Source organism: Stenotrophomonas sp. YJH_SMC_48-3 (assembly GCF_059369375.1).
In genome coordinates this window covers 552,866-568,846 of record NZ_JCAFSQ010000001.1, presented here as the reverse complement: position 1 = coordinate 568,846, position 15,981 = coordinate 552,866, and the positions used below count along the sequence as shown (strand labels likewise).

The 15,981-nt window shown below is 66.2% G+C and carries 15 protein-coding genes; 8 read left to right on the top strand and 7 right to left on the bottom strand.

The window, feature by feature from the left end:
* Positions 1-112: 112 nt before the first annotated feature.
* Positions 113-1,051, top strand: a complete 939-nt coding sequence (locus AC5P65_RS02625; RefSeq protein WP_019660686.1) for a carbohydrate kinase family protein — start codon at positions 113-115, stop codon at positions 1,049-1,051.
* A gap of 220 nt (positions 1,052-1,271) precedes the next feature.
* On the opposite strand, the gene AC5P65_RS02620 is transcribed toward AC5P65_RS02625, so the two are convergent.
* The 4 genes from AC5P65_RS02620 to ubiE form a co-directional block, all read right to left on the bottom strand.
* Positions 1,272-1,892 carry an HAD family hydrolase gene (locus AC5P65_RS02620; protein WP_495215415.1) on the bottom strand — a complete coding sequence of 207 codons (621 nt, stop codon included), beginning with the start codon at positions 1,890-1,892 and terminating at the stop codon, positions 1,272-1,274.
* Entirely contained in the window at positions 1,892-2,623 is a 732-nt protein-coding gene (locus AC5P65_RS02615) for a hypothetical protein (RefSeq protein ID WP_111098683.1), read from the bottom strand. Before AC5P65_RS02615 ends, AC5P65_RS02620 begins: the two co-directional genes overlap by 1 nt.
* Positions 2,624-2,750: 127 nt before the next feature.
* On the bottom strand, positions 2,751-4,679 hold the full coding sequence (locus AC5P65_RS02610; RefSeq protein ID WP_111098682.1) for a M1 family metallopeptidase: 1,929 nt from the start codon (positions 4,677-4,679) through the stop codon (positions 2,751-2,753).
* A 183-nt stretch (positions 4,680-4,862) separates the two neighbouring features.
* Positions 4,863-5,624, bottom strand: a complete 762-nt coding sequence (gene ubiE / locus AC5P65_RS02605) for a bifunctional demethylmenaquinone methyltransferase/2-methoxy-6-polyprenyl-1,4-benzoquinol methylase UbiE (RefSeq protein WP_019660690.1) — start codon at positions 5,622-5,624, stop codon at positions 4,863-4,865.
* An 80-nt stretch (positions 5,625-5,704) separates the two neighbouring features.
* Here ubiE and AC5P65_RS02600 point away from each other — a divergent pair, with 80 nt between their 5' ends.
* The 5 genes from AC5P65_RS02600 to AC5P65_RS02580 all read left to right on the top strand — a co-directional run bounded on the left by AC5P65_RS02600 (position 5,705) and on the right by AC5P65_RS02580 (position 8,077).
* Positions 5,705-6,157 (top strand): nucleoside deaminase, encoded by a 453-nt coding sequence (locus AC5P65_RS02600; RefSeq protein ID WP_005419409.1) that lies wholly within the window; start codon positions 5,705-5,707, stop codon positions 6,155-6,157.
* 198 nt (positions 6,158-6,355) lie between these two features.
* A complete protein-coding gene (locus AC5P65_RS02595) occupies positions 6,356-6,616 on the top strand; it encodes a hypothetical protein (protein ID WP_021203905.1) in 261 nt (86 codons plus the stop codon).
* Positions 6,617-6,691: 75 nt separating this feature from the next.
* Entirely contained in the window at positions 6,692-7,027 is a 336-nt protein-coding gene (locus tag AC5P65_RS02590) for a hypothetical protein (RefSeq protein WP_021203904.1), read from the top strand.
* Between the two features lie 67 nt (positions 7,028-7,094).
* Positions 7,095-7,517, top strand: a complete 423-nt coding sequence (locus AC5P65_RS02585) for a low affinity iron permease family protein (RefSeq protein ID WP_019660693.1) — start codon at positions 7,095-7,097, stop codon at positions 7,515-7,517.
* Between the two features lie 107 nt (positions 7,518-7,624).
* Positions 7,625-8,077, top strand: a complete 453-nt coding sequence (locus AC5P65_RS02580; protein ID WP_111098681.1) for an REP-associated tyrosine transposase — start codon at positions 7,625-7,627, stop codon at positions 8,075-8,077.
* Positions 8,078-8,185: 108 nt separating this feature from the next.
* Here the strand turns inward: AC5P65_RS02580 and smeF are convergent, their stop codons facing one another.
* The 3 genes from smeF to smeD all read right to left on the bottom strand — a co-directional run bounded on the left by smeF (position 8,186) and on the right by smeD (position 14,016).
* Entirely contained in the window at positions 8,186-9,586 is a 1,401-nt protein-coding gene (gene smeF, locus AC5P65_RS02575; RefSeq protein WP_134729978.1) for a multidrug efflux RND transporter outer membrane subunit SmeF, read from the bottom strand.
* Positions 9,587-9,696: 110 nt separating this feature from the next.
* Positions 9,697-12,819, bottom strand: coding sequence for a multidrug efflux RND transporter permease subunit SmeE (gene smeE, locus AC5P65_RS02570; RefSeq protein ID WP_111098679.1), 3,123 nt, complete (start codon positions 12,817-12,819; stop codon positions 9,697-9,699).
* A gap of 12 nt (positions 12,820-12,831) precedes the next feature.
* Positions 12,832-14,016 carry a multidrug efflux RND transporter periplasmic adaptor subunit SmeD gene (smeD, locus tag AC5P65_RS02565; protein ID WP_049404072.1) on the bottom strand — a complete coding sequence of 395 codons (1,185 nt, stop codon included), beginning with the start codon at positions 14,014-14,016 and terminating at the stop codon, positions 12,832-12,834.
* 207 nt (positions 14,017-14,223) lie between these two features.
* Here smeD and smeT point away from each other — a divergent pair, with 207 nt between their 5' ends.
* Together smeT and AC5P65_RS02555 are read left to right on the top strand one after the other, a co-directional pair.
* The gene (smeT, locus tag AC5P65_RS02560; RefSeq protein WP_019660698.1) at positions 14,224-14,883 is read left to right on the top strand and encodes an efflux transporter SmeDEF transcriptional repressor SmeT; all 660 of its coding nucleotides are present in this window, start codon (positions 14,224-14,226) and stop codon (positions 14,881-14,883) included.
* A 46-nt stretch (positions 14,884-14,929) separates the two neighbouring features.
* Positions 14,930-15,922 (top strand): Gfo/Idh/MocA family protein, encoded by a 993-nt coding sequence (locus tag AC5P65_RS02555; protein WP_111098678.1) that lies wholly within the window; start codon positions 14,930-14,932, stop codon positions 15,920-15,922.
* The last annotated feature ends 59 nt before the right edge of the window (positions 15,923-15,981 follow it).

Here is a 15,981-nt window from a genome sequence, read left to right as displayed (position 1 = left end):
CTGAGCGGCACCAGCGGGTAACCTTTGCGCCGTCGGGCGCCCAAGGGCGCCGTTTGCTTGCCCGCTGAACCGGGCCGGCCCACCCCAAAATTCACCGCATAGGCTTACATCGATGTCCGCTCTGATCTGTGGTTCTCTTGCCTTCGACACCATCATGGTGTTCCCGGACCAGTTCAAGAATCACATCCTGCCGGACAAGGTGCACATCCTGAACGTGTCGTTCCTGGTCCCACGCATGCGCCGCGAGTTCGGCGGCTGCGCCGGCAACATCGCCTACAACCTGCACCTGCTGGGTGGCCAGCCGATCCCGATGGGCACGGTGGGATCGGACTTCGGCCCGTACCGCGAGTACTTCGAAGGCCTGGGCATCGACCTGTCGCGCGTGCGCGTGATCGATGAGCTGTTCACCCCGCAGGCGTTCATCACCACCGATCACGACAACAACCAGATCACCGCCTTCCACCCGGGCGCGATGATGCGTTCCTACGAGAACCACGTGCGTGGCGTGCCGGGCGTGACCCTGGGCCTGGTCGGCCCGGACGGCCGCGAAGGCATGATCCAGAACGCGCAGGAATTCCACGAGGACGGCATCCCGTTCATCTTCGACCCGGGCCAGGCCATGCCGCTGTTCAACGGCCCGGAGCTGCGCGCGTTCATCGATCAGGCCGACTACGTGGTGGTCAACGACTACGAGTCGAACCTGCTGCAGGAGCGCACCGGCTGGGACGAAAAGGAGATCGTCAGCCGGGTCAAGGCCTACATCACCACCCGTGGCCCGAAGGGTGCGGTCATCCACACCCCGGAAAAGAGCTACGACATCCCGCCGGCGCACGAGCGCCGCGTGGTCGACCCGACCGGCTGTGGCGACGCCTTCCGCGCCGGCCTGATCTACGGCATCCAGAAGGGCTACGACTGGCTGACCATCGGCCGCATGGGCAACCTGATGGGCGCGCTGAAGGTCGAACACCCGGGCACGCAGAACCAGCGCTTCACTTTCGATGAGTTCAACGAGCAGTTCAAGCAGCAATTTGGCTACGCGCTTAGCGCGTAACCAAATTGCTCGCGCATTCCACCTTATCCCCGCGCCTTCGGCGCGCCCCCTTGAACAACAAGGGGGCTTTCCACCCGATGCGCTGCTGGGAATGCTGTTGGTAGGTGTCGACCTTGGTCGACACACTGTTTGATTCCTGTAGAGCCGAGCCATGCTCGGCTTGCGCGCGCCAGCGCGATCTGACCGGAGAGCAGCCGAGCGTGGGCTCGGCTCTACATCATCAGGCGCTCTGCCAGGCAGCCAACAAGGCGCGGCAATCGGCGAAATGCCAGTCGGCACGGCCAGGCCACGGATTTTCCGGCAGATTGACCAGCACGGTGTGCGTGCCTGCGGCACGGCCGCACTCCAGGTCGTAGGCGTGGTCACCGACCATCACTGCCTCCGCAGCCCCGATCCCCCAACGCCGCAGATGCTGCTGCAGGCCATCCGGTGAGGGTTTGGGCACCGCTTCATCGCGGCCGATGATGTCGGCATCGTCGAACAACGCCCCGACCCCGATCGCGTCCAAGGTCAGCTTCGCCAGCGCATGATCATTGCGGGTCAGGATGCCGAGCCGGCAGCCTGCCGCCGACAACGCGCGCAGCAGCTTCAGCGCACCCGGTGCCGGCAGTGCGTCCTCGGCCAGCGCGCGCTCATGATCCAGCAGCCACGCGCGCTTGGCCTGCGCCGGTGCGTCCGGCAAGGCCGCAATATGGTCAAGGATGTCTTCCTCGGCCGCGATCTCCAGCGCGCGGCGGATCGCGGCGAAATCATGCACGGCCACGGTCAGCGTGCCATCCATGTCGAACACCCAGTGCCGGATCGCGGACAACGCGTGCACGGCGCTGCCCGCCGAAACGATCACTGCCACCACTGCGGCATGCGGCTGGCGTCGACGCCACCGGTTTCGAACACAGCGGTGCGGGTGCCACCGGCCTTGACCGGGAACTCGATGCTGATCGATTTGCCCTTGCGCGCCAGCTTCCACAGCGCCTTCTGATCGGTGATGAACAGGGCGATGGCTTCATCGGTCTTCGGGCGCCACGCGGCCATCGACACCGGCTTGCCGTCGTCCACGGTCACTTTCACCGTGCACTGCGGGCAACGGAAATCGCCGGCCTGCAGCACCAGATACGCATGCCGCTTCCACTCCGGATGATCGCGGAACACCAGCTGCACCGGCTTGGCGCCGCTGCCATCCACGTCCACCCGTTCCTTGCTGTAGATCTGCGCCGAAACCTGGTTGCCCTTGTTGCCCACCGGGATCTGGTTGTACTGCCACAGTGCCTGCATGCGGCGCAGGTCGCGCGCGGCATCGCCCTTGGCCTTGACCTCGTCGAAGCCTGCGGCGATGCGCTCGGCGGCCGCGGTGTCCTTGTACTGGTCCAGCAGCGAGGCACCATGCAGGCGCGCGCGCTCCCAGTCCTGCGCGGCCACGGCCATGTCGTACTGCTTGGCCACGTCTTCGGCCTTGGCCTCCTTCTGCGCCTGCACGGCGGCTGCGGCGGCTTCCTTCGCCTTGCGTTCTTCCTCGGGGTTGCTGCAGGCGGCCAGCGCCAGCGTGCAGGCGGTGAGCAGGATCAGTCGTTTCATGGCGGAGGTCCTTTGCGAGTGCATCCCGATTCTATCGGCAGCGAAAAGCGGATACACCAACGGCGGGTTTCCCCGCCGTTGGTGGTGAAGCAGTGACCGGTTGCCGGCCAGCGGCCGGCACTACCGCTTACTTGGCTTCAGCCTTGGCCAGCATGTCCTGGACCGAGGCGGTGGTGATCGGGTGGTAGCCCGGCTTGGCCTTTTCGAAGGCCTGCTTGGCCAGCTCCAGCCCCTTCGGGGTCTTCACCAGTTCGGCGTAGATCGGCAGGATCAGCTTGCGACGGCCGACGCGCTCGATGAATGCCGCCGCGCCTTCATTGGCCTGCTCGTAGCCGCTGCGGATCGCCAGCGGGTACCAGCGCATGGCGATTTCGCCATTGGGGGTGCCGGTGAAGTGGAAGGCCTTGTCCAGCGTGGCCAGCTTGTCCAGCGGCTGGGTCGCGCCCAGGCCGTCGATGAAGCGCACCCATTCCTGGGTGCTCCAGTCGGCGATGACCTGGCTGCTGGGCACGGTGCCGGCGCTGGCAAAGGCGATGCGTGCGGTATCGACGCTGCTGAAGTTGCGCGACTGCGCCTTGGCCGCAAACGCCGGGATACCCGGCTCGTCCAGCCATGCCTTCAGTTCGGCCTCGGTCACTGCCGACGGATTCTTCGGCAGCAGGTTCTTCTTCATGTAGTCGACGAACTGGTCGGTGTTCGCGCTCTGGAAAGCATGGTCATCGAACCAGCCGCGCAGGAACGGATCGAAGGTCTCGCGGCCGAAGCGCTGCTCCAGGAACTCCAGGAACCATGCACCCTTGACGTAGGCGACCTGGCTGAGCGCTTCGTCGGGGTCGCGCTCGTTCAGCGGTGGCAGCGCCAGCGCCTGGTCGGCCGGGCTCATGTCCTTCACTTCGGCCAGCAGGTCGGTCTGGTCGATCTGCTTCTCCATCTCGGCCATCTCCTTGCCGTACAGGGCTTCGGTGATGCGGCCCTGGACGTAGGTAGTGAAGCCTTCATTGAGCCAGATGTCCTTCCAGCTGGCGTTGGTCACCAGGTTGCCCGACCAGCTGTGCGCCAGTTCATGGGCGACCAGCGAGACCAGCGACTTGTCGCCGACGATCACGGTCGGGGTGGCGAAGGTCAGGCGCGGGTTCTCCATGCCGCCGAACGGGAACGACGGCGGCAGCACCAGCATGTCGTAGCGGCCCCAGCGGTATTCGCCGTACAGCTTCTCGGCGGCACCGATCATCTTCTCGGTGTCCTCGAATTCCTTGGCGGCCTTGTTGACCATGGTCGGCTCGGCCCAGACGCCGGAGCGGCCGGAGATCGGCTCGAACACCAGGTCGCCGGCCGCGATGGCCAGCAGGTAGGACGGAATCGGCTGCGGCATCTTGAAGGTGTAGTCACCGTCACGCGCGGCCTTCGGATCGTTGTCGGCGCTCATCAGCACCATCACGTCCGGGCGCGAGACCACGTGCGCGCTGTAGGTGAAACGCACGCTCGGGGTGTCCTGCAGCGGCACCCACGAACGGGCGTGGATGGCCTGCGACTGGCTGAACATGAAGGGCAGCTTCTTGCCCTCGGTCATCGACGGCGCCAGCCACTGCAGGCCCGAGGCGGTCGGTGCGGTGTGGTAGGTCACTTCCACCTTGGCCGGCTGCTCCGCAGCCTCAATGGTCAGCTTGCTGCCGAACACCTTGTCGGCCGGGGCCAGTTCGAACTTCAGCGGGCTGCGCGCGCCGTCGGCGGCAACGGCCTCGACCTTGGACACGGTCAGCTCGCGGGTGTCGAGCACCAGCTGCCTGGCGTCCTTCTGTTTCCATTCCAGGGTGTAGGTGGCGGTACCGCCGATCTGCTTCTGGTCGAAGTCCAGCTTCAGATCCAGCGCGATGTCCTTGATGACGACCTTGTCCGGCTCGGCGTACGAGCTTTCGTCGTGGCTGCGGTTCTCGGCGTTCACGGGGGCGGCAGGGGCCTTTGCGGCAGTCGGGGCGGCGGCGGGCGCGGCCGCCTCCTGGGAGCAGCCGGCGGCCAGGGCCACGGCCAGCGGAAGGAGCATCAGCGGATTACGCATGAATCGGGACCGTTACGGGGATCAAACCCCAATGGTAACTCCCTCCGGCCGCGCAGGCGTTGCGCGGTGCGGGGTAATGGCGGCCCACAGCACCGGTAGTGCCGGCCGCTGGCCGGCATCCGCACGGACGATGACCGGGCACGGGGATGCCGGCCAGCGGCCGGCACTACCCGGACACCGGGCTTACAGCTTGTAGCCGGAGTGGATCGAGACGATGCCGCCGGTCAGGTTCTTGTAGTGGCAGCGCTCGAAGCCGGCCTGCGCCATCATCGCCTTCAGTTCGTCCTGCGGCGGGTGCTTGCGGATGCTCTCGGCCAGGTACTGGTAGCTGTCCGAATCGTTGGCGAACAGCTTGCCCAGCTTCGGCAGGATCTTGAACGAGTGGAAGTCGTAGATCGGCTTGAACCAGTCCGCGGTGACTTCGGAGAACTCCAGCACGCGGGCCTGGCCGCCCACTTTCAGCACGCGGTACATCTCGCGCAGGCCAGCGTCCTTGTCGGTCACGTTGCGCAGGCCGAAGGCGATGGTGACCAGGTCGAAGCTGTTGTCCGGGAACGGCAGGGCCTCGGCGTTGCACTGCACGTAGTCCAGGCCCAGCACCAGGCCGCGGTTGGTCAGGCGGTCACGGCCGACCGACAGCATGCCGGCGTTGATGTCGCCCAGCACCACCGAGCCCTCGGCGCCGACGCGCTCCTTCAGCAGGGCGGCGATGTCGCCGGTGCCGCCCGCCAGATCGAGCACGCGGTCGCCCGGCTTCACCTGCGCGGTGGCCACGTAGTAGCGCTTCCACGCCCGGTGCACGCCCAGGCTCATCAGGTCGTTCATCAGGTCGTAGTTGCGCGCGACCGAGGTGAACACCTGGCCGACCAGCTTCTGCTTGTCCTTGGCGGCGACGTCGCGGAACCCGAAATGGGTGGTACCGGCTTTGTAGGGGGATTCGCTCATGGCCCCGATTATCGCACCGCCGGGGGCCAGCGGCACCCCCTGCCCGTATCATGGCGGGCCACGACTTACCGGAGCCCCGCATGATCACCACGCCCGACTACCAGGCCCTGCTGCAGACCGCCATCGCCGAAGCCCGCCAAGGCCTGGCCGAGGGCGGCGTGCCGATCGGCGCGGCCCTGTACCACAACGACGGCCGCCTGCTTGGCTGCGGCCACAACCGCCGCGTGCAGGAAGGCGACCCGTCGGTGCACGGCGAGACCGATGCGTTCCGCAAGGCCGGCCGCCAGCGCCGTTACCAGGACACGATCATGGTCACCACCCTGGCACCGTGCTGGTACTGCTCTGGCCTGGTGCGCCAGTTCAACATCGGCACCGTGGTGGTGGGCGAATCGCGCACCTTCCAGGGCGGCATCGACTGGTTGCGGGAAAACGGCGTCAACGTGATCGACCTCGACAACCAGGAATGCGTCGACCTGCTCGGCGATTTCATCAGCCGCCATCCGGACATCTGGAACGAAGACATCGGTGAATGAGCCACACACCGTCATCCGTTGAACCCGTTTAATGAACGCTTCAGTGCCGCCACCTCTTAGTACGGACAGCGTTTGCGGCCATTGCCGTGACCGCGCGCACAGTCAGCTGGACTGCGTGCACACACTGCGGTAACACCCCACCCGGCTGACACGCCTAGGGTGGGGTTACCGGGGCTCGTTTCCCCGGCGGAGCCAGCCATGTGCGCGCACGCCGTACGACCTACGCCCGACCCGATCCTCGAATCCATCCGCGAACGCCTGCAGCAGCACTTCGCGCTGCACCGGCGCAGTGCGTCGTTCTGGAGTGCCTACCAGGGCCTGCAGCTGGAACTGGTGCGCGGCCAGCCACGCGATCACGAGCGACTGTGCAACGCGATGGCCACCATGGCCGAGCAGATGGGGGCGGTCGAGCACGCGCAACTGATCAGCAATCGCCACACCGGCTCCACATCCCGCTGACGCGGCATGCACCGGCAGATACGCCACACTCCGATGAACCCCCACTCCCTTTCCACTCAACCGAACTGGATTGTCATGCACGCTGAAGTCCCCACCATTCCTCCGGTCATCAACGTAGACGCCGAGCTTGACCACTGGCGCCGCCAGCATGCCGAGGGCGCACTGCCGCACAACTCGTTCGGCTCCTACGTGCCGTGGATCAAGTTCGCCTGTGATTCGCTGATCACCCAGCCGCGCGCCAGCGAGGCCGAACGTGACGAAATGTTCCAGACCCAGTACGCCCTGCAGATCATGCCGCGGCTGAGCGAAGCACAGGCCCGCGAGTTCGTCGACCTCTGCTGGCAGCACGTCTATCAGAGCAGCCCGGTGCGCAGCCTGCAGGCGCCACGACTGCAACGCATGCGCGCCTGACGGCCGCTGCACGGCGCCTCCACGCGCCACTGCCGATCATCCTCGTCACCTGGGTGGGACGACGACGATGAAAGCACGAAACCTGTTCAATACGATCGCCAAGAAGGCCGCGGCCGCCACGGGCTCGCCGTGGACCTTCCTGGCTGCAGTGGCGATCGTGGTGATCTGGGGCATCAGTGGCCCGGTGTTCGGCTTCAACGACACCTGGCAGCTGGTGATCAACACCGGCACCACCATCATCACCTTCCTGATGGTGTTCCTGATCCAGCACACGCAGAACGCGGACACCGCCGCGATGCAGATCAAGCTGGACGAGCTGATCCGGGCAACCGCCGAGGCCAACAACGAGCTGCTCGATCTGGAAGAACTGGACGAGGCACGCCTGGAAGAGATCCGCGCCGAGTACGAGCAGATGGCGCGCGAAGCCGGCGATGCGCTCGCGCGGGTGCGCGCCTGCCATGCAGCGCGGCGCGACGATGAAGCGATCTGACGGTAGCGCCGGGCCATGCCCGGCGAGCGCGATACCCGGAAGAATCCCACACGGGCCATCGCCCTCGGCTGATAACGGCGGACATCCCATCAGTGCAGACTGGCGCCATGTCCAGCCGTCACCTGGAACGCGGCCGCCACTCCCGTATCCGGGGCTACTACGTCCTCACCACGGTCGTACGCCACCGCCGTCCGGTCTTTGAAGATCCACGTTGTGCAACGTGTCTTGTGGATGCATTGAGGTATGTTGAACGCATGGGCCTCAGTCGGTCCTTTGCTTGGGTCGTCATGCCTGACCATCTGCACTGGCTGATGCAGCTGCGCGACGGATCACTGGCGCGCATGATGGGAACGGTGAAATCCCGCAGCAGCTGGTTGCTGGGGCAGCAGTTCGGCATACAGACGCCTTTGTGGCAGCCGAGCTGTTTCGATCACGCGGTACGCAGCGAGGAAGCCTTGAGGCGCCATGCGTTGTACATCCCGGGCAACCCCATCCGAGCAGGGTTGACCCTGCATCTCGATGAATATCCGTTTGCATGGTGCCGTTGGCCCATGCGGTAGCGCCTGGCCATGCCCGGCGAGCACGAAGTGCGGTCCGCCCAGACGTCAGGCATGCAGGAACGAAAAGCCGCCGGGCGTGGCCCGGCGCTACCGGTATCGAATTGCTGCTCAGCTGCGCTCGTGCCAGCCACCGCCCAGCACCTTGTACAGCGTGATGCGGTTGGCCTGCTGCGCCAGCCGCGCCTGCAGCTGGGTCTGTTGTGCGTTGTAGGCGGTACGTCGCGCATCCAGCAGGGTCACGAAGCTGTCCAGGCCCGCGTCGTAGCGCGCCTGCGACAGGCGGTTGGCCTGTTCGGCCGCTTCCACCAGGCGCTGCTGTGAACTCACCTGCTCGTCCAGGCTGACATTCAACGCCAGCGCATCGGCGGTTTCGCGGAAGCCCACCTGGATCGACTTCTCGTACTGCGCCAGAGCGATATCACGATCGGCGTTGGCGATGGCCAGGTTGGCGCGCAGCTTGCCGCCCTGGAAGATCGGCAGCGTGATCTTCGGCAGGAAGCTCCACACGCGCGTACCGCTGTCGAACAGGTTGGACAGTTCGCTCGAACCACTGCCGATGCTGCCGGTCAGCGAGATGCTGGGGAAGAACGCCGCGCGTGCCGCACCGATATTGGCGTTGGCCGCCAGCAGCTGGTGCTCGGCGGCCATGATGTCCGGGCGCTGCAGCAGCACGTCGCTGGGCAGGCCGGCCGGCGGCGGTGCCAGTGCCAGCAGCTGCGGTTCGATGCCGTCCGGCAGCAGTGCCGGATCGAGCTGGCCACCGGCCAGCAGCGCCAGCGCGTTGCGGTCCTGGGCCAGCTGGCCACGCAGGCGCGCAGCATCGGTGCGCGCGGTCTCGACCAGCGTGCGGGTCTGGGTCAGTTCCAGTGCCGAACTGCCGCCACGCTCGTGGCGGGCCTCGGCCAGGCGCAACGAATCTTCGTAGGTCTTCAGCGTGGCCTCGGCGATCTTCAGGCGCTGCGCGTCGGCACCATACGTCAGCCACGCAGTTGCGGTCTCGGCAACCAGGCTCAGCTGCGCGTTGCGGCGGTTGGCGGCCACCGCGAAGTACTGTTGCAGTGCCGCTTCACTGAGGTTGCGCACGCGGCCGAACAGGTCCAGCTCGAACTCGGCCACGCCGACACCGGCGGTGAACTGCTCGCTGACACCGGCATCGGTGCCCTGGCGCTGCATCTGGCCGGTAACGGCCACGCCGGGCACGCGATCAGCGCGCTGCACACGGTACTGGCCGCGCGCGCGTTCAACGTTGAGCACGGCCACGCGCAGGTCGCGATTGTTCTGCAGCGACTGCTCGATCACCTGCTGCAGGCGCGCATCGGTGAAGAAGTCGCGCCAGCCGACGGCGGCGGCATCGGCCACCTCGCCCTGCGCGGCCTCGGCCGGCCACTGCGCCGGGATCGCCGGGGCGACAGCGGTGTTCTTCGGCACCAGGGTGGAGCAACCTGCCAGCGCGAGCGCGGCGGCAATGGAAAGAAACAGGGATGCACTTTTCATGGGAATGACTTCCATCGGTACTGCCGGATGGCAGGAGGTAGTGCCGGCCGCTGGCCGGCAACCTCGTTGGATTCACATCAAGCGATCAGCAGATGCCGGCCAGCGGCCGGCACTACCGTTACAGGTCACATCGTGGATTTGCGCTTGAACACGCGCTGCACCACCACGAAGAACAGCGGCACGAAGAACACGCCGAGCACGGTGCCGACGATCATGCCGCCGAGCACGCCGGTGCCGATCGCCTGCTTGGCGCCGGAACCGGCGCCGGTGGAGATCGCCAGCGGTACCACGCCCATGCCGAAGGCGAGCGAGGTCATCACGATCGGGCGCAGGCGGTCGCGCACGGCGTGCATGATCGACTCGATCAGGCTGGCGCCCTTTTCCAGGTTTTCCTTGGCGAACTCGACGATCAGGATCGCGTTCTTGCTGGTCAGGCCTACCGTGGTCAGCATCGCCACCTGGAAATAGATGTCGCGTTCCAGGCCCTTGAAGGTGTTGGCCAGCACGGCGCCGAGGATACCCAGCGGGGCCGCCAGCAGCACCGCGGTCGGCACGCTCCAGCTTTCATACATCGCGGCCAGGCACAGGAACACGATCATCAGCGACAGCGTGTACAGCAACGGCGTCTGCGAGCCGGCCTGGCGTTCCTGGTAGGACATCGCCGTCCACTCGATGCCGAAGCCCGCGGGCAGCTGCTTGGCCAGCTGCTCGATCTCGGCCATGGCATCGCCGGAGGCGACACCCGGGGCCGGTTCGCCCTGGATCTCCATCGCCGACACGCCGTTGTAGCGCTCCAGGCGCGGCGAACCGTAATCCCAGTGCTTGGTGGCGAATGCACTGAACGGCACCATCTCGCCCTTGTCGTTCTTCACGGACCAGAGGTCGAAGTCCTCCGGGACCATGCGGAACGGCTGGTCGGCCTGCACGAACACGCGCTTGACGCGGCCACGATCGACGAAGTCATCGATGTACGAGCTGCCCCACGCAGCGGCCAGCGTGCCGTTGATCTGGTCGATCGACAGCCCCAGCGAGGTCGCCTTGGCCGCGTCGATGTCGATGCGGAACTGCGGCGTGTCCTCTTGGCCGTTCGGGCGCACGTTGGCCAGCTTCTTGCTGGCGGCGGCCAGGCCGAGCAGCTGGTTGCGTGCGGCGACCAGTGCCTCGTGGCCCTGGCCGCTGTTGTCCTTCAGGAAGAAGGTATAGCCCGAGGCAGTACCCAGTTCCGGAATGGCCGGCGGCGGGAAGGCAAAGATGAAGGCATCCTTGATCTGGCCCAGGGCAGCCATCGCACGACCGGTGATCGGCATCACGCCATTGTCGGCGTCACGCTCGCTCCAGTCCTTCAGCTTGACGAACGCCATGCCGGCGTTCTGGCCCATGCCGGCGAAGCTGAAGCCCTGCACGGAGAACACCGAATCCACCGCATCCTTCTCGTTCTGCAGGAAGTGGTTCTCCAATGCCGCGATCGATTCCAGCGTGCGCTCCTGGGTGGCGCCGACCGGGGCCTGCACCAGCGCCATCAGCACGCCCTGGTCTTCGTTGGGCAGGAACGAGCTGGGCAGGCGCACGAACAGCACGCCCATCAGCACGAACAGCGCCGCCACGATGCCCATGAAGCGCCACGGACGATGGATGATCCCGCGCACACCACGCTGGTAACTTTCGCTGGTGCGGTCGAAGCCACGATTGAAACCGTTGAAGAAGCGACCGGCCAGGCCGCGGTGGGCAACATGATGCTCGCCCTTCTTCAGCGGCTTGAGCATGGTCGCGCACAGCGCCGGGGTCAGCACGATCGCCACCAGCACCGACAACGCCATTGCAGAGACAATCGTGGCCGAGAACTGCCGGTAGATCACGCCGGTGGATCCGCTCATGAAGGCCATCGGCACGAACACCGCCGACAGCACCAGGCCGATACCCACCAGCGCACCGGTGATCTGGCCCATCGACTTGCGGGTCGCTTCAAGCGGCGACAGTCCTTCCTCGGACATGATGCGCTCGACGTTCTCCACCACCACGATGGCATCGTCCACCAGCAGACCGATCGCCAGCACCATCGCGAACATGGTCAGCATGTTCACCGAGAAGCCCAGCATCGCCAGCACGCCGAAGGTGCCCAGCAGCACCACCGGCACGGCGATGGTCGGGATCAGGGTGGCGCGGAAGTTCTGCAGGAACAGGTACATCACCACGAACACCAGCACGATCGCTTCGAGCAGGGTCTGCACCACGCCCTTGATCGACACGCGCACGAACGGGGTGGTGTCGTACGGGATCTCGGCCTTCAGCCCTGCCGGGAAGAAGCTCTTCATGTCTTCCAGCGCAGCGTCCACGCCGGCCGCAGTATCCAGCGCGTTGGCGCCGGTGGCCAGGGTGACCGCCAGGCCGCTGGCCGGCTGGCCGTTGTAGCGGGTGACGAAGTCGTAGGACTCAGCCCCCAGTTCGACGCGGGCGACATCACCCAGGCGCAGCTCGGCACCGTCCTGCGCGCCGCGCACGATGATGTTGCGGAACTGTTCCGGGGTCTGCAGGCGCGACTGCGCGTTGATGGTGGCGTTGAGCTGCTGGCCCTTCACCGACGGCGCACCGCCGAGCTGGCCGATCGCCACCTGGGCATTCTGTGCCTTGATCGCCGCAGTCACTTCCGCGACGGACAGGCCATAGGTATGCAGCTTGTTCGGGTCCAGCCAGATGCGCATGGCGTACTTGCCACCGAATACCTGGATGTTGCCCACGCCTGGCACGCGGCTCAGGCGATCGACGACATTGGAACCGACGTAGTCGGCGATGTCGTTGGCGTCCATGCTGCCGTTCTCGGACACGAACGCGATGACGTTCAGGAAGCCCGAGCTGGACTTGGCCACGTTGATGCCCTGCCGCTGCACTTCCTGCGGCAGCAGCGGCATGGCCAGCTGCAGCTTGTTCTGCACCTGCACCTGGGCGATGTCCGGGTTGGTGCCGCTCTCGAAGGTCAGGGTGATGGTGGCCTGGCCGTTGGACGAGCTGTTGGAGGAGAAGTAGATCAGGCCATCAAGGCCCTTCATGTTCTGCTCGATGATCTGCGTCACCGAGTCCTCGACCACCTTGGCCGATGCACCCGGGTAGGTGGCGCTGATTTCCACCGCCGGCGGTGCGACGTTGGGGTACATCGAGACCGGCAGCTTGAACAGGGCCAGGCCGCCGGCGAGCATGATGATGATGGCGATCACCCACGCAAAGATGGGTCGATCGATGAAAAAGCGTGCCATGGAGTTCTCCGCTTACTTCGCGTCACCGGCCGGGGCGGCAGGCTGGGCGGCTGCCGCCGGCTTGGCCGGAGCAGCGCCCTTCTCGGTGGCCTTGACCGGCATGCCGGGGCCGATCTTCTGCAGGCCTTCGACGATGACCTTGTCACCGGCCTTCAGGCCGTCCTCGACCAGCCACTTGTCGCCGACCGTGCGGCTGACCTTGACCGGGCGCACTTCGACCTTGTTGTCCTTGCCGACCACCATCGCGGTGGTGTCGCCCTTCGGATCGCGCGCGATGCCCTGCATCGGCACCAGCACCGCATCGCTGCGCACGCCGCCGCCGATCACCGCACGCACGTACATGCCCGGCATCAGCAGGCCGTCCGGGTTGTCCACCTTCACGCGCAAGCCGAAGCTGCCGGTGGTCGGATCGACGCTGACTTCGGAGAACTCCAGCGTGCCCTTGTGCTCGAAGGTGCTGCCGTCTTCCATCAGGATGCTGACCGGCAGGGTCTGGTTGTCCTGCAGGCGGCCGGCAGCCAGTTCGCGGCGCAGCTGCAGCAGTTCGGCGGAGGACTGGGTCAGGTCGACATAGATCGGATCCAGCTGCTGCACGGTCGCCAGTGCATTGGCCTGGCCGGCGCTGACCAGCGCACCCTGGGTAACGCTGGACTTGCCGATGCGGCCGCTGATCGGCGCGGTGATGCGGGCGTAGCCCAGAGTGACGTTCGCCGCATCCAGCGATGCCTTCGCGGCACCGACATCCGCCTCGGCCTGCTTCTGCGCGGCGACGGCGTTTTCCAGGTCCTGCTGGCTGACCGCGTCGACCTTGGCCAGCTCGGTGATGCGCTTGGCGCTCAGGCGCGCGGCGTTGGCCGTGGCTTCGGCGCGGGCCAGCTGGGCGCGGGCGCTGTTGGCCTGGGCGCGGTAGCTGGCGTCCTCGATCTGGTACAGCGGCTCGCCGGCCTTGACCATGCCGCCTTCGGTGAACAGGCGCTTGGCAACGATGCCGTTGACCTGCGGGCGCACTTCGGCGACCAGGAAGGCGTTGGTACGGCCCGGCAGTTCGCGGGTCAGGCCCACAGTTTCGGACTTCAGCGTGACCACGGTGACGTCACCCGGGCCCTGCTCGGGGGCCTGGGGTTGGCCGCCGCAGGCAGCCACGGCTGCGGCGATGGCCAGCGACAGTGCAAAGGGTCGGATTCGGCTCAGCAACATGACGGAAAGGCTCTTAGGGGAAGGAATCTCAGATCGCGCTGATACAGGCCGAAAGCGCCAGCAGGCAACGCGCACCAGCGGGGAGTGGGAGCCGGACCGGCCTGCCACGCACACGACGGGAATGATGGGAGCGAAATATACATACATGCTTGTTTGTTTGTAAACCGGTACAATTCAGCCACGTTTCACCCGCACTCGTACCTACCCATGGCCCGCAAGACCAAAGAGGACACCCAGGCAACCCGGGAAGGCATCCTTGACGCCGCCGAAGCCTGCTTCCATGAACACGGCGTGGCCCGTACCACGCTGGAGATGATCGGCGCCCGCGCCGGCTATACCCGTGGCGCGGTGTACTGGCACTTCAAGAACAAGAGCGAGGTGCTGGCCGCGATCGTCGAGCGGGTGCACCTGCCCTTCATGCAGGAACTGGAGCGCACCTCCACCGACCAGCGCGACACGCCGGTGCACGACCTGCGCGCGGTGATGATCCACTCGTTCATCGAGCTGTCCGAGGACGAACGCCTGCGCAAGACCATGGAGATCATGCTGCGCAGCGATGCGTCGGCCGACACCAGGGTCCTGACCGAAATGCAGCAGGCCGGCTTCCGCGATGCGCTGGACCGGATGGAGCGCGCCCTGCGCCGCGCCAAGGACCTGGGCCAGCTGCGCGAGGGCGCCGACCCGAAGATCGCCGCACGCATGCTGCACGCCACCGTGCTGGGCGTGCTGCACGGCGCGATGGTCGAACCGGAACTGATGGACCTCAAGCGCGATGGCATGCTCGCGCTGGACATGACCCTGGCCGCCTACGTGAAGGATGGTGTGTTCGTTCCCGGCACCGTCCCCGAGCCGCTGCCCGAGGCGTGAACGAGGCTGCTCCCATCACTGCGGCACCCCCTGCAAGGGCAGATCGATGATCCTGGACAACGTGGTGTGGGGCTTCATCGGGTGTGGCAGCGTCACCGAGAAGAAGAGCGGGCCGGCCCTGGCCAACACGCCGGGCTCACGGGTAGTGGCGGTCATGCGCCGCAATGCCGCATTGGCCGAAGACTATGCACGCCGCCACGCGATTCCGCGCTGGTACGCGGACGCCGATGCACTCATCGCCGATCCGGAGGTGAACGCGGTCTACGTTGCAACACCGCCCTCCACGCACATGCACTACGCATTGCAGGCGATTGCTGCAGGCAAGCCGGTCTACATCGAAAAGCCGATGGCCATGAACCACGACGAGTGCCAGCGCATCATCGCGGCCAGCGCCCGCAGCGGCGTGCCCGTGTTCGTGGCCTACTACCGCCGTGCCCTGCCCCGCTTCGCACAGGTGAAGCAGTTGCTGGACAGCGGCGCGATCGGTACGCCGCGCAGCGTGCGCGCCACCCTGCATCGGCCACATTCGGCGGCTGCCGCATCGCCGGACTTCTGGCGAACCAATCCCGCCATCGCCGGCGGCGGGCTGTTCGTCGACCTGGGCTCACACACGCTGGACCTGCTCGACCATCTGCTGGGGCCCCTGAGCGACGTGCGCGGCCTGGCCAGTTCGTTGACCGGCGCCTACGCCGCCGAAGACAGCGTCTCGATGTGCTTCCGCAGCGGGGTGGGGGCGCACGGCATCGCGCAATGGAGCTTCTGCGCGTTCCGCCGACAGGACGAGGTCGAGATCACCGGCGACCTGGGGCAGCTGCGCTTTGCCACCTTCGAGGACGTTCCGGTGGTGCTGGAGACCGAAGCGGGCGTGCAGGCATTCGATATCCCGAACCCGCCATCGGTCCAGCAGCCGTTGATCGCCTCCGTCGTGGACGAACTGCGCGGCCACGGGCACTCGCCCTCGAACGGCATCAGCGCCGCCCGCACCAGTGCAGTGATCGACCAGGTACTGCAGGCCTACCGCGCCCGGCAATCGCGCTGAGCGCCAACGCAAAAGGCCGCCCTGCGGCGGCCTTTTCTGTTGCAGCGGATGGAGTCAGG

What these genes read in the sequence shown, in the direction of transcription:
- AC5P65_RS02590 (WP_021203904.1), top strand. Translation starts at nt 6,692, where the DNA reads ATGCACGCTGAAGTCCCCACCATTCCTCCGGTCATCAACGTAGACGCC.
- smeD (WP_049404072.1), bottom strand. Translation starts at nt 14,016, where the DNA reads ATGTTGCTGAGCCGAATCCGACCCTTTGCACTGTCGCTGGCCATCGCC.
- AC5P65_RS02615 (WP_111098683.1), bottom strand. Translation starts at nt 2,623, where the DNA reads ATGAAACGACTGATCCTGCTCACCGCCTGCACGCTGGCGCTGGCCGCC.
- AC5P65_RS02595 (WP_021203905.1), top strand. Translation starts at nt 6,356, where the DNA reads ATGTGCGCGCACGCCGTACGACCTACGCCCGACCCGATCCTCGAATCC.
- smeT (WP_019660698.1), top strand. Translation starts at nt 14,224, where the DNA reads ATGGCCCGCAAGACCAAAGAGGACACCCAGGCAACCCGGGAAGGCATC.
- AC5P65_RS02610 (WP_111098682.1), bottom strand. Translation starts at nt 4,679, where the DNA reads ATGCGTAATCCGCTGATGCTCCTTCCGCTGGCCGTGGCCCTGGCCGCC.
- AC5P65_RS02585 (WP_019660693.1), top strand. Translation starts at nt 7,095, where the DNA reads ATGAAAGCACGAAACCTGTTCAATACGATCGCCAAGAAGGCCGCGGCC.
- smeE (WP_111098679.1), bottom strand. Translation starts at nt 12,819, where the DNA reads ATGGCACGCTTTTTCATCGATCGACCCATCTTTGCGTGGGTGATCGCC.
- AC5P65_RS02580 (WP_111098681.1), top strand. Translation starts at nt 7,625, where the DNA reads ATGTCCAGCCGTCACCTGGAACGCGGCCGCCACTCCCGTATCCGGGGC.
- AC5P65_RS02625 (WP_019660686.1), top strand. Translation starts at nt 113, where the DNA reads ATGTCCGCTCTGATCTGTGGTTCTCTTGCCTTCGACACCATCATGGTG.
- AC5P65_RS02600 (WP_005419409.1), top strand. Translation starts at nt 5,705, where the DNA reads ATGATCACCACGCCCGACTACCAGGCCCTGCTGCAGACCGCCATCGCC.
- ubiE (WP_019660690.1), bottom strand. Translation starts at nt 5,624, where the DNA reads ATGAGCGAATCCCCCTACAAAGCCGGTACCACCCATTTCGGGTTCCGC.
- AC5P65_RS02555 (WP_111098678.1), top strand. Translation starts at nt 14,930, where the DNA reads ATGATCCTGGACAACGTGGTGTGGGGCTTCATCGGGTGTGGCAGCGTC.
- smeF (WP_134729978.1), bottom strand. Translation starts at nt 9,586, where the DNA reads ATGGAAGTCATTCCCATGAAAAGTGCATCCCTGTTTCTTTCCATTGCC.